The organism is Enterobacter cloacae complex sp. P16RS2, assembly GCF_014982155.1.
GTDB classification, from domain to species: Bacteria; Pseudomonadota; Gammaproteobacteria; order Enterobacterales; family Enterobacteriaceae; genus Enterobacter; species Enterobacter cloacae_M.
Genome location: NZ_JADCKW010000009.1, coordinates 278,944 through 295,016, shown reverse-complemented (window position 1 = coordinate 295,016; position 16,073 = coordinate 278,944). Strand labels below are relative to the sequence as shown.

Annotated in this window: 13 protein-coding genes and 1 pseudogene; 7 read left to right on the top strand and 7 right to left on the bottom strand. The window is 52.5% G+C overall.

What is annotated here, in order from left to right:
- Positions 1-14 precede the first annotated feature (14 nt).
- The 7 genes and pseudogenes from INF68_RS06450 to uspE all read left to right on the top strand — a co-directional run bounded on the left by INF68_RS06450 (position 15) and on the right by uspE (position 7,184).
- On the top strand, positions 15-1,325 hold the full coding sequence (locus tag INF68_RS06450; RefSeq protein ID WP_109844340.1) for a M20 family metallo-hydrolase: 1,311 nt from the start codon (positions 15-17) through the stop codon (positions 1,323-1,325).
- Positions 1,325-2,770 (top strand): M20 family metallopeptidase, encoded by a 1,446-nt coding sequence (locus INF68_RS06445; RefSeq protein ID WP_126786124.1) that lies wholly within the window; start codon positions 1,325-1,327, stop codon positions 2,768-2,770. Before INF68_RS06450 ends, INF68_RS06445 begins: the two co-directional genes overlap by 1 nt.
- Positions 2,771-2,806: 36 nt before the next feature.
- A pseudogene (abgT, locus tag INF68_RS06440) lies at positions 2,807-4,333 on the top strand (p-aminobenzoyl-glutamate transporter).
- A gap of 10 nt (positions 4,334-4,343) precedes the next feature.
- A complete protein-coding gene (gene ogt, locus INF68_RS06435) occupies positions 4,344-4,859 on the top strand; it encodes a methylated-DNA--[protein]-cysteine S-methyltransferase (RefSeq protein ID WP_023311477.1) in 516 nt (171 codons plus the stop codon).
- A 183-nt stretch (positions 4,860-5,042) separates the two neighbouring features.
- On the top strand, positions 5,043-5,795 hold the full coding sequence (gene fnr / locus INF68_RS06430; RefSeq protein WP_006174991.1) for a fumarate/nitrate reduction transcriptional regulator Fnr: 753 nt from the start codon (positions 5,043-5,045) through the stop codon (positions 5,793-5,795).
- Positions 5,796-5,941: 146 nt separating this feature from the next.
- Entirely contained in the window at positions 5,942-6,124 is a 183-nt protein-coding gene (locus tag INF68_RS06425; protein WP_014883604.1) for a hypothetical protein, read from the top strand.
- 109 nt (positions 6,125-6,233) lie between these two features.
- Positions 6,234-7,184 (top strand): universal stress protein UspE, encoded by a 951-nt coding sequence (gene uspE, locus INF68_RS06420; protein WP_126786126.1) that lies wholly within the window; start codon positions 6,234-6,236, stop codon positions 7,182-7,184.
- 120 nt (positions 7,185-7,304) lie between these two features.
- On the opposite strand, the gene INF68_RS06415 is transcribed toward uspE, so the two are convergent.
- The 7 genes from INF68_RS06415 to pntB all read right to left on the bottom strand — a co-directional run bounded on the left by INF68_RS06415 (position 7,305) and on the right by pntB (position 16,064).
- Entirely contained in the window at positions 7,305-7,838 is a 534-nt protein-coding gene (locus INF68_RS06415; protein WP_126786127.1) for a fimbrial protein, read from the bottom strand.
- A 31-nt stretch (positions 7,839-7,869) separates the two neighbouring features.
- Positions 7,870-8,364: a fimbrial protein gene (locus INF68_RS06410; protein WP_126786128.1), complete on the bottom strand. Its 495-nt coding sequence runs from the start codon at positions 8,362-8,364 to the stop codon at positions 7,870-7,872.
- An 82-nt stretch (positions 8,365-8,446) separates the two neighbouring features.
- Entirely contained in the window at positions 8,447-9,469 is a 1,023-nt protein-coding gene (locus tag INF68_RS06405; protein WP_126786129.1) for a fimbrial protein, read from the bottom strand.
- A 27-nt stretch (positions 9,470-9,496) separates the two neighbouring features.
- Positions 9,497-12,079, bottom strand: coding sequence for a fimbria/pilus outer membrane usher protein (locus tag INF68_RS06400; protein WP_126786130.1), 2,583 nt, complete (start codon positions 12,077-12,079; stop codon positions 9,497-9,499).
- A 59-nt stretch (positions 12,080-12,138) separates the two neighbouring features.
- Positions 12,139-12,828, bottom strand: coding sequence for a molecular chaperone (locus INF68_RS06395; RefSeq protein WP_126786131.1), 690 nt, complete (start codon positions 12,826-12,828; stop codon positions 12,139-12,141).
- A gap of 89 nt (positions 12,829-12,917) precedes the next feature.
- The gene (locus INF68_RS06390; protein WP_126786132.1) at positions 12,918-13,439 is read right to left on the bottom strand and encodes a fimbrial protein; all 522 of its coding nucleotides are present in this window, start codon (positions 13,437-13,439) and stop codon (positions 12,918-12,920) included.
- A 1,236-nt stretch (positions 13,440-14,675) separates the two neighbouring features.
- The gene (gene pntB, locus INF68_RS06385; protein ID WP_047652172.1) at positions 14,676-16,064 is read right to left on the bottom strand and encodes a Re/Si-specific NAD(P)(+) transhydrogenase subunit beta; all 1,389 of its coding nucleotides are present in this window, start codon (positions 16,062-16,064) and stop codon (positions 14,676-14,678) included.
- Positions 16,065-16,073 lie beyond the last annotated feature (9 nt).

Genomic DNA, 16,073 nt, shown 5'->3' with positions numbered 1-16,073 from the left:
TGACAGGAACAGATATGGACACACTGGCGCAGTACATCCAGACATTATCCCCGCAGCTGAGCGCATGGCGTCGCGATTTTCACCATTTTGCGGAATCCGGCTGGGTAGAGTTTCGAACGGCCGCGAAAGTCGCGGAAATCCTCGACTCGCTAGGTTACGAACTGGCAATGGGCCGCGACGTCGTCGATGCCGAAAGCCGGATGGGGTTGCCCGATGCCGCTACCCTGGCGCAAGAGTTTGCCCGCGCGCGGGCGCAGGGCGCACCAGATAAATGGCTGGCGCCGTTTGAAGGCGGGTTTACCGGCATTGTGGCGACCCTCAAAACCGGCCGCCCTGGACCGACCCTGGCGTTTCGCGTCGACATGGATGCCCTTGATTTAAGCGAAGCGCTGGATGAAAGCCATCGCCCGTTCCGCGACGGGTTTGCCTCCTGCAACGCGGGCATGATGCACGCCTGCGCGCACGACGGCCACACCGCTATTGGTCTGGGGCTGGCGCAGGTGCTTAAGCAGAATGACGCGCAGCTCAACGGCACCATCAAGCTGATCTTCCAGCCTGCCGAAGAAGGTACCCGCGGCGCGCGCGCCATGGTTGCCGCCGGGGCGCTGGACGACGTGGACTATTTTACGGCCATCCATATTGGTACCGGCGTCCCTGCCGGAACGGTGATTTGCGGCAGCGATAACTTTATGGCCACCACCAAGTTCGACGTGAACTTTACCGGCGTTGCCGCACACGCGGGCGGTAAACCGGAGGACGGACGTAACGCCCTGCTCGCCGCCGCGCAGGCCGCCCTCGCCCTGCACAGCATCGCCCCGCACAGCGACGGCGCCTCCCGGGTGAACGTCGGGGTGATGCAGGCGGGCAGCGGACGCAACGTGGTGCCCGCGAATGCCCTGATAAAGGTTGAAACGCGCGGCGAAAGCGAAGCGATTAATCAGTATGTCTTTGAACGCGCGCAGGCGGTTATTACCGGCGCAGCGGCGCTCTACGGCGTGAGCGCCGAGATGCGCCTGATGGGCGCCGCAACCTCCAGCGCGCCGACACCGGCGTGGGTTGATTATCTGCGCGAACAGGCGAGCCGGGTTTCCGGGATTATTCACGCCATCGATAAGGTGAAGGCGCCAGCGGGTTCCGAAGACGCCACGCTGATGATGGCCCGCGTGCAGGAGAACGGCGGCATGGCGTCCTATATGGTGTTCGGCACGGATTTGAGCGCCGGACATCACAACGAAAAATTCGACTTCGATGAGCAGGTCATGGCCATTGCCATTGAAACGCTGGCGCGAACTGCGCTCAATTTCCCGTGGACGCGAGGTGTGTAATGCAGGAGAACTACGCTTTTATTGCCGATGCGATCGACACGCGATGTCGGACGTTAACCGATATTGCCAACGCGATCTGGGATCGTCCTGAAACCCGCTTTGAAGAGTTCTGGTCCGCCGAACGGCTCGCCAGCGAGCTGGAGGCCGAGGGCTTCACGCTGACGCGCGAGGCCGGCGGTATTCCAAATGCCTTTATCGCCAGCTTCGGCAGCGGGAAACCGGTCATCGCCCTGCTGGGCGAATACGACGCGCTGGCCGGGCTAAGCCAGCAGGCGCACTGCGCAACGGCGCAATCCGCCACGCCGGGAGCCAACGGCCACGGCTGCGGACATAACCTCTTAGGCACCGCGGCGCTTGCGGGCGCGGTGGCGGTGAAAAGCTGGCTGGAGCAGCACGCCGGCAGCGGAACGGTGCGTTTTTATGGCTGTCCCGGCGAGGAAGGTGGCTCCGGGAAAACCTTTATGGTGCGCGAAGGTCTGTTTGATGACGTTGATGCCGCCGTCACCTGGCACCCGGAAGCCTTCGCCGGGATGTTTAACGTCAGCACGCTGGCGAATATTCAGGCCGCCTGGCGTTTTCACGGCGTGGCGGCACACGCGGCCAACTCCCCCCATCTGGGACGCAGCGCGCTCGACGCCGTGACGCTGATGACCACCGGCACCAACTTCCTCAACGAACACATCATCGAGAAAGCGCGCGTCCATTACGCCATCACCGATACCGGCGGGATTTCACCCAACGTGGTGCAGGCGCAGGCGGAAGTGCTGTACCTGATCCGCGCCCCGGAGATGGCCGATGCGCAGCAGATCTACGAACGCATCGAGAAAATTGCCCAGGGCGCGGCGATGATGACCGAAACCACCGTCGAGTGCCGCTTTGATAAAGCCTGCTCCAGCTATCTGCCGAACCGCACGCTTGAAGCGGCGATGTATCGCGCGTTGCAGCACTACGGCACGCCAGAATGGACCGCCGAGGAACGCGCCTTCGCCCGCGAGATCCGCGCCACCCTGACGCCCAACGATCTGCAAAACAGCCTGAAAAATATTGCCGCGACGGGCGGTGATGCGGGTAAAGCCTTTGCCCGTCGTCATCATGAGACGCTGCTGGTGGATGAAGTCGCGCCTTACGCCATCACCGACAACGTGCTGGCGGGTTCAACCGACGTGGGCGACGTAAGCTGGAAAATGCCGGTCGCCCAGTGCTTCAGCCCCTGCTTTACCGTCGGCACGCCGCTGCACACCTGGCAACTGGTGGCGCAGGGACGTACCTCCATTGCCCACAAAGGCATGCTGCTGGCCGGAAAAGTGATGGGCGCAACCGCGCTTAACCTGCTGCAGGACGCGGCGCTGCTGAAAAAATGCCGTGAAGAGTTCGAACAACAATTACAAGAAAAACCGTACGTGTGTCCGATCCCACAGGGCGTGACACCGTCACCTTTAAAATAAAAAAACACAACACAACAACACTCCCGAGGAACGCCCATGAGTATGTCTTCCATACCTTCGCATTCCCCATCCGGTAAGCTCTATGGCTGGGTTGAAAGGATCGGCAATAAAGTGCCGCACCCTTTCCTGCTGTTTATCTATCTGATTGTGATTTTAATGGTCGCCACCGCCGTGCTCTCCGCCTTTGACGTGAGCGTGCGCAGCCCGGCTGACGGCAGCCTGGTGGCGGTAAAAAACCTGCTCAGCGTTGACGGGCTGCACTGGTTTTTACCCAACGTGATTAAAAACTTCAGCGGCTTCGCCCCGCTCGGCGCCATTCTGGCACTGGTGCTGGGCGCCGGACTGGCTGAACGCGTGGGCTTGCTGCCTGCATTAATGGTGAAGATGGCTTCCCACGTCAGCGCGCGTTACGCCAGCTATATGGTGCTGTTTATCGCCTTCTTCAGCCATATCTCTTCCGACGCCGCGCTGGTGATCATGCCGCCGATGGGGGCGCTGATTTTCCTCGCCGTCGGGCGTCATCCCGTGGCGGGCCTGCTGTCGGCGATTGCGGGCGTGGGCTGCGGATTTACCGCTAACCTGCTGATCGTCACCACCGACGTACTGCTGTCCGGCATCAGCACGGAGGCGGCAAAGACCATTGATGCGGCAATGCACGTCAGCGTGATCGACAACTGGTACTTTATGGCCAGCTCGGTGATTGTCCTGACGATTGTTGGCGGGCTGATTACCGATAAAATCATCGAGCCGCGGCTGGGTAAATGGGAAGGCCGTAGCGATGAAAAGCTGGAAACCCTGAGCAATGAGCAGCGCTTCGGCCTGCGCGTGGCGGGCGTGGTCTCGCTGGCCTTTATCGCGCTGGTGGCGCTGATGGTGGTGCCGGAAAACGGAATATTGCGCGATCCGGTTAAACATACCGTCCTGCCGTCGCCGTTTATTCAGGGCATCGTGCCGCTGATTATCCTCTTTTTCTTTGTCGTTTCGCTCGCCTACGGTATCGCGACCGGCAAGATCCGCCGCCAGGGCGATCTGCCGTAGCTGATGATCGAGCCGATGAAAGAGATGGCGGGCTTTATCGTGATGGTGTTCCCGCTGGCGCAGTTTGTGGCGATGTTTAACTGGAGCAACATGGGCAGGTTTATGGCCGTGGGCCTGACCGACGCGCTGGAGGCGGCCGGGCTAAGCGGCGTACCGGCGTTTGTCGGCCTGGCGCTGCTGTCATCCCTGCTGTGCATGTTTATCGCCAGCGGCTCCGCCATCTGGTCGATTCTGGCCCCGATCTTCGTACCGATGTTTATGATGCTGGGGTTTCATCCTGCGTTTGCCCAGATCCTGTTCCGCATCGCGGACTCCTCGGTGATACCGCTGGCGCCGGTTTCGCCGTTTGTTCCGCTGTTTTTAGGCTTCCTGCAGCGCTATAAACCCGAGGCCAAACTGGGTACCTACTATTCGCTGGTTTTACCCTACCCGCTTATCTTTTTAGGGGTATGGCTGGTGATGCTGGTGGCATGGTATCTTGTCGGCCTGCCGATTGGGCCGGGGATTTACCCGAGGCTGAACTAAAGGAATGAGGATGCTGAGATTACTCGAAGATAAGATTGCGACGCCGCTCGGGCCGCTGTGGGTGATCGCGGACGAGCAGTTCTGCCTGCGCGCCGTCGAATGGGAAGAGCACAGCGACCGCATGGAAGAACTGCTCCATGTTCACTACCGCTCACAGGGGTATGAACGTATCCGCGCCACCAACCCGGGCGGGCTGAGCGACAAGCTTGCGGCCTACTTCGAAGGCGATCTCAGCATCATCGATACTCTGCCGACCGCCACGGCAGGCACGCCTTTTCAGCGCGAAGTGTGGCAGGCGCTGCGGTCCATTCCCTGCGGGCAGGTCATGCATTACGGCCAGCTCGCGGAACAGCTAGGCCGCGCAGGCGCCGCACGCGCGGTGGGTGCCGCTAACGGCTCTAACCCGGTCAGCATCGTGGTGCCCTGTCATCGCGTCATTGGCCGCAACGGTACCATGACAGGCTATGCCGGCGGCGTGCAGCGAAAAGAGTGGCTGCTGCGTCATGAAGGGTATCTGTTGCTCTAGATCCCAGGCTTTTTGTGCTTAATTTTCTTCCGGTTAGGCTAAAAATCCATAATCAAGCTGTGGAATTTCAAGAAGATGGCGACACGTTGCCGTCTCTTGTCCTTATTGAGGGTTTGTCAGGCTTACGTACTTACCAAAAAGATGTTAAAATTGACCAATATCAATTAAGGCTTGAGCAAACCTATGATCCCGGAAAAGCGAATTATACGACGCATTCAGTCTGGCGGTTGTGCTATCCATTGCCAGGATTGCAGCATCAGCCAGCTCTGTATCCCGTTTACCCTGAATGAGCATGAACTCGATCAGCTTGATAATATCATCGAGCGCAAAAAGCCTATTCAGAAAGGGCAGACGCTGTTTAAAGCGGGAGACGAACTGAAATCGCTCTATGCTATCCGTTCTGGCACCATCAAGAGCTACACCATCACAGAACAGGGTGATGAGCAGATCACCGGCTTCCATCTGGCGGGCGACCTGGTGGGCTTTGATGCCATCGGCACGGGCCATCACCCGAGCTTTGCTCAGGCACTCGAGACCTCAATGGTTTGCGAAATCCCGTTTGAAACTCTGGACGATCTGTCCGGTAAGATGCCTAACCTGCGTCAGCAGATGATGCGTCTGATGAGCGGTGAGATCAAAGGCGATCAGGACATGATTCTGCTGCTTTCTAAAAAGAACGCAGAAGAGCGCCTGGCCGCGTTTATCTACAACCTCTCCCGCCGCTTCGCCGAGCGTGGCTTCTCGCCGCGTGAATTCCGTCTGACGATGACGCGTGGCGATATCGGTAACTACCTGGGCCTGACCGTGGAAACCATCAGCCGTCTGCTGGGCCGTTTCCAGAAAAGCGGGATGCTGGCCGTTAAAGGTAAATACATCACTATCGAAAACGGTGAAGCGCTTGCCGTTCTTGCCGGACACGCCCGCAACGTGGCGTAACTCTCCGCATGTTGATGACCAGACTGATAAATTCTTGTGATTTATTGGTCTGGTAAAATCACTTCCGTTTCAAGATATTTTCACCGTAGCACGTCCCCACACAGCGCCCAAAAGGTTCTCGTTGAGGTTATGAATTGAGAGAAAGTTTGTTTTTCGTTTCAGTCGTGATTGCCTCTGTGACCTTTATCTTCATCTGGATCATGCTTGTCGGCCCAATGAAGGGGGAGGAAAAAACCTACGTTCAGGACTCCACGACCTTTGCGATAGCGGTGATGGTGCTGCTGTTTATTGCGTTTATCGCGGTGACGACGACGGTACTTTTCCTCTGATAAATTTTCATGAAATATTGATCTGGCAAAACCTCCCCTCTGTTTCATTCAGGATATATAGGTTACTCTTTTAATTACAGACTGTGGTGACAGTAGTAAGGAGACCTGTATGGCCAAGTATCAAAACATGCTGGTAGCTATCGATCCGAATCAGGACGATCAGCCGGCATTACGACGTGCTGTGTATTTACATCAACGGATTGGTGGCAAAATCAAAGCGTTTTTGCCGATCTATGACTTCTCGTATGAGATGACCACCCTTCTGTCGCCTGACGAGCGCACCGCTATGCGTCAGGGCGTCATCAGCCAGCGTACCGCGTGGATCCGTGAACAGGCGAAGTATTATCTGGAAGCGGGCGTGCCCATTGATATTAAAGTGGTCTGGCATAACCGACCTTTCGAAGCCATCATCCAGGAAATTGTCGCCGGCGGGCACGACCTGCTGCTGAAGATGGCGCACCAGCACGACAAGCTGGAATCCGTGATCTTCACCCCGACCGACTGGCACCTGCTGCGCAAATGCCCTTGCCCGGTCTGGATGGTGAAAGACCAGCCGTGGCCTGAAGGCGGGAAAGCCGTTGTGGCGGTAAACCTCGCGAGCGAAGAGGATTACCACAACTCCCTGAACGAGAAGCTGGTGAAGGAAACCATCCAGCTTGCCGACCAGGTGAATCATACCGAAGTACATCTGGTTGGCGCCTATCCGGCCACCCCGATTAACATTGCCATTGAGCTACCTGAATTTGACCCGAGCGTGTACAACGACGCCATACGCGGTCAGCATCTGCTGGCCATGAAGGCGTTGCGCCAGAAATTCAGCATCGATGAGAAAATGACCCACGTGGAAAAAGGGCTGCCTGAAGAGGTCATCCCGGACCTGGCGGAACACCTGCAAGCGGGGATTGTGGTGCTGGGTACCATTGGCCGAACCGGTATTTCTGCCGCGTTCCTCGGCAATACCGCCGAACAGGTGATCGACCATCTGCGCTGCGACCTGCTGGTCATTAAGCCGGATGAGTACCAGACGCCGGTTGAGCTGGACGATCCGGAAGACGATTAACGAAAAAAAACGGCAGTATTTACTCTGCCGTTTAACTGTATACGACGCGCAAACAATATCACTGTTGGCAATGCGCTTTCATACCACACAAAAAAGCATACAGAATGATCTTCTGCTCTTTTATTGATAGGTGAAGTTCACCAACACAGTGCTGGTCACGTTGCCAGGCTGTCCCCCCCCCACGGACGTGTACATCCGTGCCGCAAGCGGAAACGTGGCGCTTTTGCTAGTGGTATCAACATCTACCGTCATAGTGCTGTTGTTAGACAACACAACACTGCGATCGGCGTCTTTCGCCATTTCAATAGCAATATTTTTGGCAGCACTGGTCTCAGGCTCCGTATTGGCAAAGAGCGTTGCGTCGTGGTCATCTGGCGTACCAGTGAAAGTCACCGTGCTACGTTTCGTTCCTTCTGGACAGTTATTCAGCTGCAGCGAGAAGCTCTGCCACTCACCTGCATCGTTAGCGAACTGAAACTTCGTTCTGCCTAATGTACCCAGGTCGACCTGCTGACCGTTGGTCAGGCTAGTGCTGACAGAACAAGCCGCTGCGATAACTTTGCCGGTGATATTCACGTTAGCCGCCATAGCACTTTCTGCCGACAAAACGGCTATAACAAATAATAAGGCCTGACGAATAGAGTGTTTTTGCATAATGGCTCCCCTGCCTTTTATCCTTGCCTTATCAGTTGTAGGTGAAATTCATCAGCACTGTAGTGCTGATATTTCCGGGAGTAGTCCCACCACTTTTGCTAAAGGCGCGCGCCTGAAGCGGAAAGGTCGCTTTTTTGCTAGCGTCAACATCTACGGTCATCGTGGCGCCTTTACCGACATCTGTACCCGCCGTTTTGTTCTGCAGCTCTACGGCGACGTTAGTCGCGTAACCGGCTCCTGTCGTGTTAGCGTACATGGTATCGTTGCCGCTATCTTTGGTGCCATCAAATGTCGCTGTCACTGATGTCGTACCCGCTGGACAATCGCTTAATACGATGTCCTGAGTAACATAAGTGGAGGCTGAACCAGCTGAATTAAGCGTAGCTGCAGAGATTTCCTGACCAAGATCGATATTATAGGTTGAACCAACGCCGGTTGTGCACGCGGCGGCTATTACTTTACCTGTAATGTTAATAGTGACATCGGCGGCATGTGTACTTCCTGATAAAAAGCCAGCGAATAACATGGTTGTCGCTAAACATTTTTTAAAGCTGTCATTTTGTCTCTCTATTAAAATAAATATGATTTAATTACACACATCAGGAATATTAGTTGTACAAAATCGTTGCATAAATTGTACTACTAACGCTTCCTGCAGGAACACCGTCTGTTAACGCATAGTAACGTGCTTTAAGTTCGTAATTAACCCCACCATTAACAGCACCTATATTTGCAGTGGCTGGCAATGGGTTGTCAGCGCTATCTAAAACCTGGATCCCTACATTATTTTTGTTTGAGTCAGGCCCGGTATTAATTAAAACTGAGTTTTCCGAATCAGCAAAATTACCATCAAACGCCAAGCTTATCCTGACAGGTATACTGCATCTCAAAGGAATAATAATAGATTTTTCGCCAGCCGTTGAACCTGTTGTTTTTAACGACGTAGCGCTCACCGGTTCGAGTTCAACAGGAATAACTGCATTGGTAACTTTGCATGCGGGATTAAGGGGTTTAATTGGAATGGGGTCATTACTATAAAATTTTATAAAGTTATATGTTACACCTCCAGTTTCTACCTGTAAGGTTCCCAAATCCCCCGGAATCCATGTGATGTTACCAGGGATTGTGCCTGTTTTTATTAAGTCAATTGAAAAGGTCCCCCCAGCATACGAACCATCATATGTCCAAGGAGCACCAGAGTAGCTACCGACAACTGGCCAATACTCGTTATAAATACCTGTTACGCTCCAGGGAGTCGTCATTTTAGCCCGATATCCGATTCCTGGGATAGTTGTTGGGTACACAATCCCATTAGGTGTACCTGTTCCATTAATTGGCACTGTACCTTTAGAACCCAGTATGGAGCAGTGAGTGGTAGTAACACCATAAGGGAAAGAAGATGTTGCTGTTCCTATAACCTCCCCTATCTCTAATTCAGGTGTGATCGTTATCTGTGAAGGAAGAGTAACTTTTACAGGTGAATAAGGTTCTGCGCCAGTACATTTAGGAGTAGCAGCAAATGAAAAACTGCTGAAGCTTATAAGAAATAAAAACAAAGAAAAACAGATCATTTTTAATATACCAAAACCCATAAAATATGATGTCTTATCTTTATATAAAATGAAATTCATTTTTGAACCTGCAACACTAAAATAGTTTTAACGACAAAGAGTGGAAGTGTTAACCACACCCTGAACCGATGATGGTAATGTAAATGATACAGAGCAGTGTTCATTTACTCCTTCACCCCAACTCACCAACAACTTCCCACTTGCTTCAAGACCTGTCAAATAAACCTGTCCGTTATCCCCTACAATAAAACCTGATGACATTTCATGATCTTTTACTGTGACTACTGCCCCAAACGGCACATTTTCACCGTTGGCGAGCGTTAAACTCATTAATGCTCGATAACCGATGCTGGCTTTATAATTTGCACGTACTACTGCACCACGGGTCGGGATCACTGTCTGGTTGGTGATAGCCACTTCGGTATCATCATCAAAGGACTGGGTATCCAATGTAATGTCATTTTTACGGTATGGACTGACGTAAGGTACTAACGCGTAACCGCGGGAATCCGTGCGTACACCCGTTTGCGAGGAGATATTTACCCCCTCCGCTCCCGGCGCCGCCACCAGCGCCGTGGTTTCGCTCATAGGCTGACCCAATGTAATGCCATTTTCATGGACCAGAACGCCGCCCTGCACGCCGTAGTTCATACGTTCGCTATACTGGTCGTAGCCATAACCCGCAGTCAGCTCACCATAGGTTGAGCGCCAGTCAGCGTTGGCGCTGCCGCTGTTGCCCTGGCCTTTGGTGCCGTAACCTTCCTGCACGCTCCAGCTCAGGTTATTTTGCTCAAGCGTCGTGCCACCCACGCTGACGCTGTGGTTGGTGTTGCCCTTTTTGCTGGTGTTGACCATATAGTTAACGTACTCATTACGAGATTGACCAAACAGCAGGCTCATCGGCACGCTAATACTCATGGAGAATAACTGGTCATTATCATAAATACGTCCACCATCCTCTGATCCGTAATTCGCCGTAGAGTTACGGTTGTAGGTGTAGCTCAGGTTATAGCTAATGCTGTGCAAGGAGTTGTTATAGCTAACACCATACGATTCCATGCGACGGTCGGTATTCCAGTAATCCTCGCGTACCGCCGTCAAACCCAGGTTGCCTGCGCCATCCCATAAATCCTGTGACACGCTTAGCTCCGCGCGGTTGCGGCGACGCTCAATCAGCGGATAGCTGTTGCCGCTGGTGTAGGTATCCAGTACATCCTGCATGCCCCAGTAGCCATCTGTTGCGTAGCGGTAGCCGGCGATGGTGAAGTTAGTGCCAGTTTCAACAATATTTTTGCTGTAACGCACGCGCCAGGACTGGCCGCTTTCTTTAGGTTGATCCTTCATCGTGGACCAGGCCTGTGTCACATCAACGGAGAGCGCGCCGATTTCCCCCATGTTTTTACCCAACCCCAGCGCCAAGGACTGGTAAGGACTGGCAAACTGGCCGCCGCCATAGGCAGTAAAACCATCAGGAAGACCGTATATGGCCGTGCCTTCACTCAGAGGAGTTTCATCCACACTGTTGTCATAAGAGCGATAAACCCCGCTCATTAGGCTAAATTTAAACCGCCCTTCACGCTGCAGGACTGGCAGTGATGCGAACGGCACCACCATTTGCTGTTCGCTACCATCGGATTCTTTGATCGTCACGTTCAGATCGCCGGACCCACCAGTAGGGTACATGTCGTTTATTTCAAACGCCCCCGGTGAAACAGAGGTCTGATAAATGATATAACCGTTCTGCCGAATGGTGACCTGCGCGTTGGTTCGGGCAATGCCCCGAACGACTGGCGCGTAGCCACGTAAACTGTCCGGTAACATCTCGTCATCAGAAGCCAACTCTACCCCACGGTACGAAATGCTATCAAAAACATCAGCCCCAGTACTGCTGTCCCCCGCTGTAAGCTGGGCCTTTAAAGGAACGATGTCACGCTGCAGATAGGTATAAACCGTATCCCAGTGGCTTTCAGTCTCTCCTCCCGAGCCTCCGGTCGAGCTACGATTCCAGGTGGTATAATTGCGTAGACGCCATGGACCTATGTTTAGCCCCGGGCGGAGGTTGACATACTGATTATTGCCGTCATAGCCCTGACCGCTCTTGGCATAATTATTGGAGCCGCTGACGCTGTAATTGAGTAACAGCGCGTTGATGCCTTCATCCCACTGTTTTGGGTCCACCCAGCCGCGAGCGGAGTTGGTGACCGCCGATTGCGGGAATGTCAGCAGTAATTGCTGTTTGTCAAAGCGAAATTCGGTGTTGGCCTGGGGCACTGCGGAGATATTGGCGCAATCACTTCCTGCTTTGCCAAGCAACGGGAATTTTTTGACCAGCACGCCCCATTTTTCCAGATCGTTAACAGCGAGGCACGGTTGCAACGTTTCCTGGCCGTCAGCGCTTTTAACCAGACGAAACTCAACGTTGCGGGTTTCCATCTGGTTGTTATTCAGATAAATATCCACGCGGTAGGTGCCTGGAAGCTGTCCGCCTTTATTTTCAAAGGCCGACAGATCAACCGCTTTCTGGCCCGGCGAGCCCAGTTCAAGCAATTCTGGGTTAAAGTAGTCCCTCGCGTGAGCAGTAGTCGTAACAATTCCAATCATCGCGAGTTGAGTGGCAATAAAATATGCGACCGGTCTTAAACGCATACGGCGACTGTTTTCATTATTCATTTATGGCTCCGTTACTACGGGAAGCTAGCGCTGCCCGACTTCCTGTAAAATGCACTTCCTTAATGACCCTGGCCATGTTCCGGGCCCGTACCACCGTAATCGGTAATCAGCTTCCAGGTAATATTACCTGCTGCCCCTGCAGGAACGGGGAAGCTAGCGCTGCTCATAGGAGCAACATAAGTGGCTTCTTTTATTTCATGCCCGCCAACTTTTACTTGCTGGAAATTCATGTAGTAGGCAGACGCATTGTTCACTGTCAGACGATTGCCATTTAGCGTCCAGCTGAGCTTGCCGTTCTCATTTTCCGGCGACCCTTTAAGCAAAGATTGCGGACGATAAATCAGCTTAATGCGGCTTTTTACAGCTATTTGCAGCGTGTTGCCGCTCTCTTTTTTTACTCCGGCGGGAATAGACTTAACGTTCAGCCAAAAAAGCGACTCGCGGTCTTCGGGCAAATTGCCACCTGTGCGAACGATGCGAAGCGTGTTTTGCTGGTTAGCCTCAAGCCGGAATAGTGGCGGCGTCACGATAAAAGGGGCTTTGTCAGCGCCACCATTTTGGGTTTCGGCCCAGGACTGTATGAGATAGGGGCTGACATCCGAGTTAGTGACGTTCAGTGAAGCCTCCTTCTTACCGCCCTCATAAATGAGTCGCGTGCCGCCGATAGTAACGCCACCCGCCTCGACTGCCTGGGCAAGACTGCAAGAAAGGAGCAGTGGAAGGGAAAGGGTTTTGATCCAAGTTTTCATTTGCGGGTTAACTCCGGGAAAAATCAGGCCGGTAGAACCGGCCTGTATTACCCCAACCCATCACGAAATTCGTGAAAGGCAGGAAGAACTTAGTTGTAGACAATAGTGAAGTTGGTAGTACCGTTCGCTGGTCCGGAGGTCACTGCCGAACCAACCTTCAGATAACGCGCGGTGAAGAGAAGGTTGTTAGTACCACTTTGCAGGTCATAAGAAGAAGAAGCCGTATGCAGCGGTACTACTTTATTCTTCGCATCGGTGATCTGAATGCCAACGCCAGTAGCGACACCAGTTTCCTGAGTCAACTGCAGCGCAGTACTGTCATTATTAGCAGCAGTGCCGTCAAATTTTACTGCAGCTGTTTTGACGCTTTCAGGACAACTGGTCAGTTCGATTTTAAAATCAGTCGGAGCAGCAGTATCACTCTCATCAAAGGCTTTAGTGGATACGGTTCCCAGAGTCACTGACAGTGGGTTAGATACTTTATTGGTGACGGTACAAGCGTCATCAGTAATTTTTCCGATAAAATTAATTTTCCCATCATCAGCGTGAGCGGAAATTGCCGCCAGACTAAAAGCAGACATAATTGCCATAGCCGTTAACTTTGCTTTCATTATATAGTTCATCCTTTTCATATACATGAAAATAACCCCACCATAAGAAACGATGGAATTATTCACCTTATAACATTAAACACCCCTTTCTTGGGTTGAGGAATTCTATCCGAGGTAAAATATGTCATCAATATTTTAAAAGTCCAAAGATGGACTGGTTTTTATGCTGTTAAGTCTTCCTTTATTTTCGGTTTTAGCCGTTTGGGGCTGAGTGACTCAAGACTGATAACTCTCTCCTCAGCAGGGGCTGCCATAAGAAAAGCCCTCATTAAAATCAATAAGATAAATATTTCATACAAAGCTCTTACACTCGTTCTTGTGTATATTACCGTCAGTTAATATCGGCATTGCTTACGCGTATCTCAACAAACATCCATCATGCGCTACATCGGCGACCGCTACATTATCTTCAGAAGCGTAGTTGTCCACATATTGTCAGCGCCCCGGAAAGAACGCTGTAACTACATGACGATAGGGGAATTAAAGTGTATCAATAAACCAGGTGAGATTTTAATAACGCCCGTCAGCCACACAGGATAAATAATTTATTCTTAAATGCGAAAATAATCAGCCATAAAATTAATGATGAACATCATGACTAATGAAATACGCTGAAATGATCCCTTTCTTTATGCTAAGCTTCTGCTTGCAAATGCTCTCATATTTCGAAAAATCCTTGCCGATTTCAAAGATAAGACGATCAAACCTGTTCATGAGTGATGAACTGATTTGTAATCAAGTAACTGCGAAAAATAAGAAGTTATAACAACACTGGTTATCTTAGCATAGTCACAATAGCAGTCCCTGCCACAATTGCTTAGCTATTAAGGACACCTGTATCATAACGTAAGAAACATGCAGGTAGCCGGCACGCCTTTAAAAGAAGCGCATCGGTTGGTTGCAAATCCTGGATTATGGTGGATTTTAGCAAATCCGATGATGATATTGACAAAAACTCTATCATTCTGGGAGGTAACTTAGCGCTTTAACAGTATTGTACCGGAACCAGGATGAAGCGCGGAAAACAAATTGTTTTATATAAGGAATGGCAATAGCAGTCCATAAAGTGGAGCGTCACTACTTCTGCAGTAGGCGACTTATTGATATAAGGCATCCAATATTAATTGGTATGTACCCTCCAGCTTTGAGGTTAGAATGTGAGCCGCCAGATAGTGAAGGGATCCAATAAAGGGAATTTCACTTCAAAACCTGGCAGCTTTTTCATTTTAATGCACCTTACAGCGCTTTCAGAATTGCATCCACGCTGGCTTTCGCATCGCCAAACAGCATGTGGGTGTTCTCTTTGAAGAACAGCGGGTTCTGAACCCCGGCATAGCCGGTATTCATGGAGCGTTTGAAGACGATCACGTTCTGCGCTTTCCACACTTCCAGAACAGGCATACCGGCGATTGGGCTACCCGGGTCGTCCTGCGCCGCCGGGTTAACGGTATCGTTAGCACCAATAACCAGCACGGTGTCGGTATCAGAGAAATCATCGTTGATCTCATCCATTTCCAGCACGATGTCGTAAGGCACTTTCGCTTCCGCCAGCAGCACGTTCATGTGGCCAGGCAGACGCCCTGCCACCGGGTGAATACCAAAGCGAACCTTGATGCCCCGCGCGCGCAGCTTCTCGGTGATTTCCGCAACCGGATACTGCGCCTGCGCCACCGCCATGCCGTAGCCCGGAGTGATGATCACGGAGTGCGAATTTTTCAGCATGTCTGCGGTATCTTCCGCAGAAATTTCACGGTGCTCACCCACTTCTTCATCCGCACTGGAAGAAGACCCATCGGTCCCGAAACCACCGGCGATAACGCTGATGAACGAGCGGTTCATTGCCTTACACATGATGTAAGACAGGATCGCACCGGAAGAACCCACCAGCGCACCGGTGACGATCAGCAGGTCGTTGCTCAGCATAAAGCCTGCCGCCGCTGCCGCCCAACCGGAGTAGGAGTTCAGCATCGAGACAACCACCGGCATATCCGCACCGCCGATGGACGCCACCAGGTGCCAGCCAAACGCCAGCGCGATGATGGTCATCACCAGCAACGCCAGTACCTGCAGGCCCACGCTTTCGGTACGCACGAAGACCACCAGCAGAACAAACGACACCACCAGCGCCGCGAGGTTCAGCTTATGACGGTTTGGCAGCATCAGCGGTTTAGAGGAGATCTTCCCGCGCAGCTTGCCGAACGCGACAATGGAACCGGTGAAGGTCACCGCACCGATGAAGATACCGAGGAACACTTCCGTCAGGTGGATATTCACCAGAATCGGTTCCAGGCCCGGTTCGTGATACAGGTAGCTGTTGAAGCCCACCAGCACCGCCGCCAGACCCACGAAGCTGTGCAGAATGGCAACCAGCTCCGGCATCTCGGTCATTTCAACGCGTTTTGCCAGGCGAATACCAATCGCGCCGCCGATGATCATCGCCACCAGGATCCACGCCACGTTGCCGGTATCCGGCCCGAAGATGGTGGCAATCAGCGCAATCGCCATCCCGGCGATACCAAAGTTATTACCCTGCTGAGACGTTTCGTGTTTGGAAAGCCCCGCCAGACTGAAAATAAACAGGATTGCAGCAACAATGTATGCGGCTGTCACTAATCCTCCAGACATATGCTACCC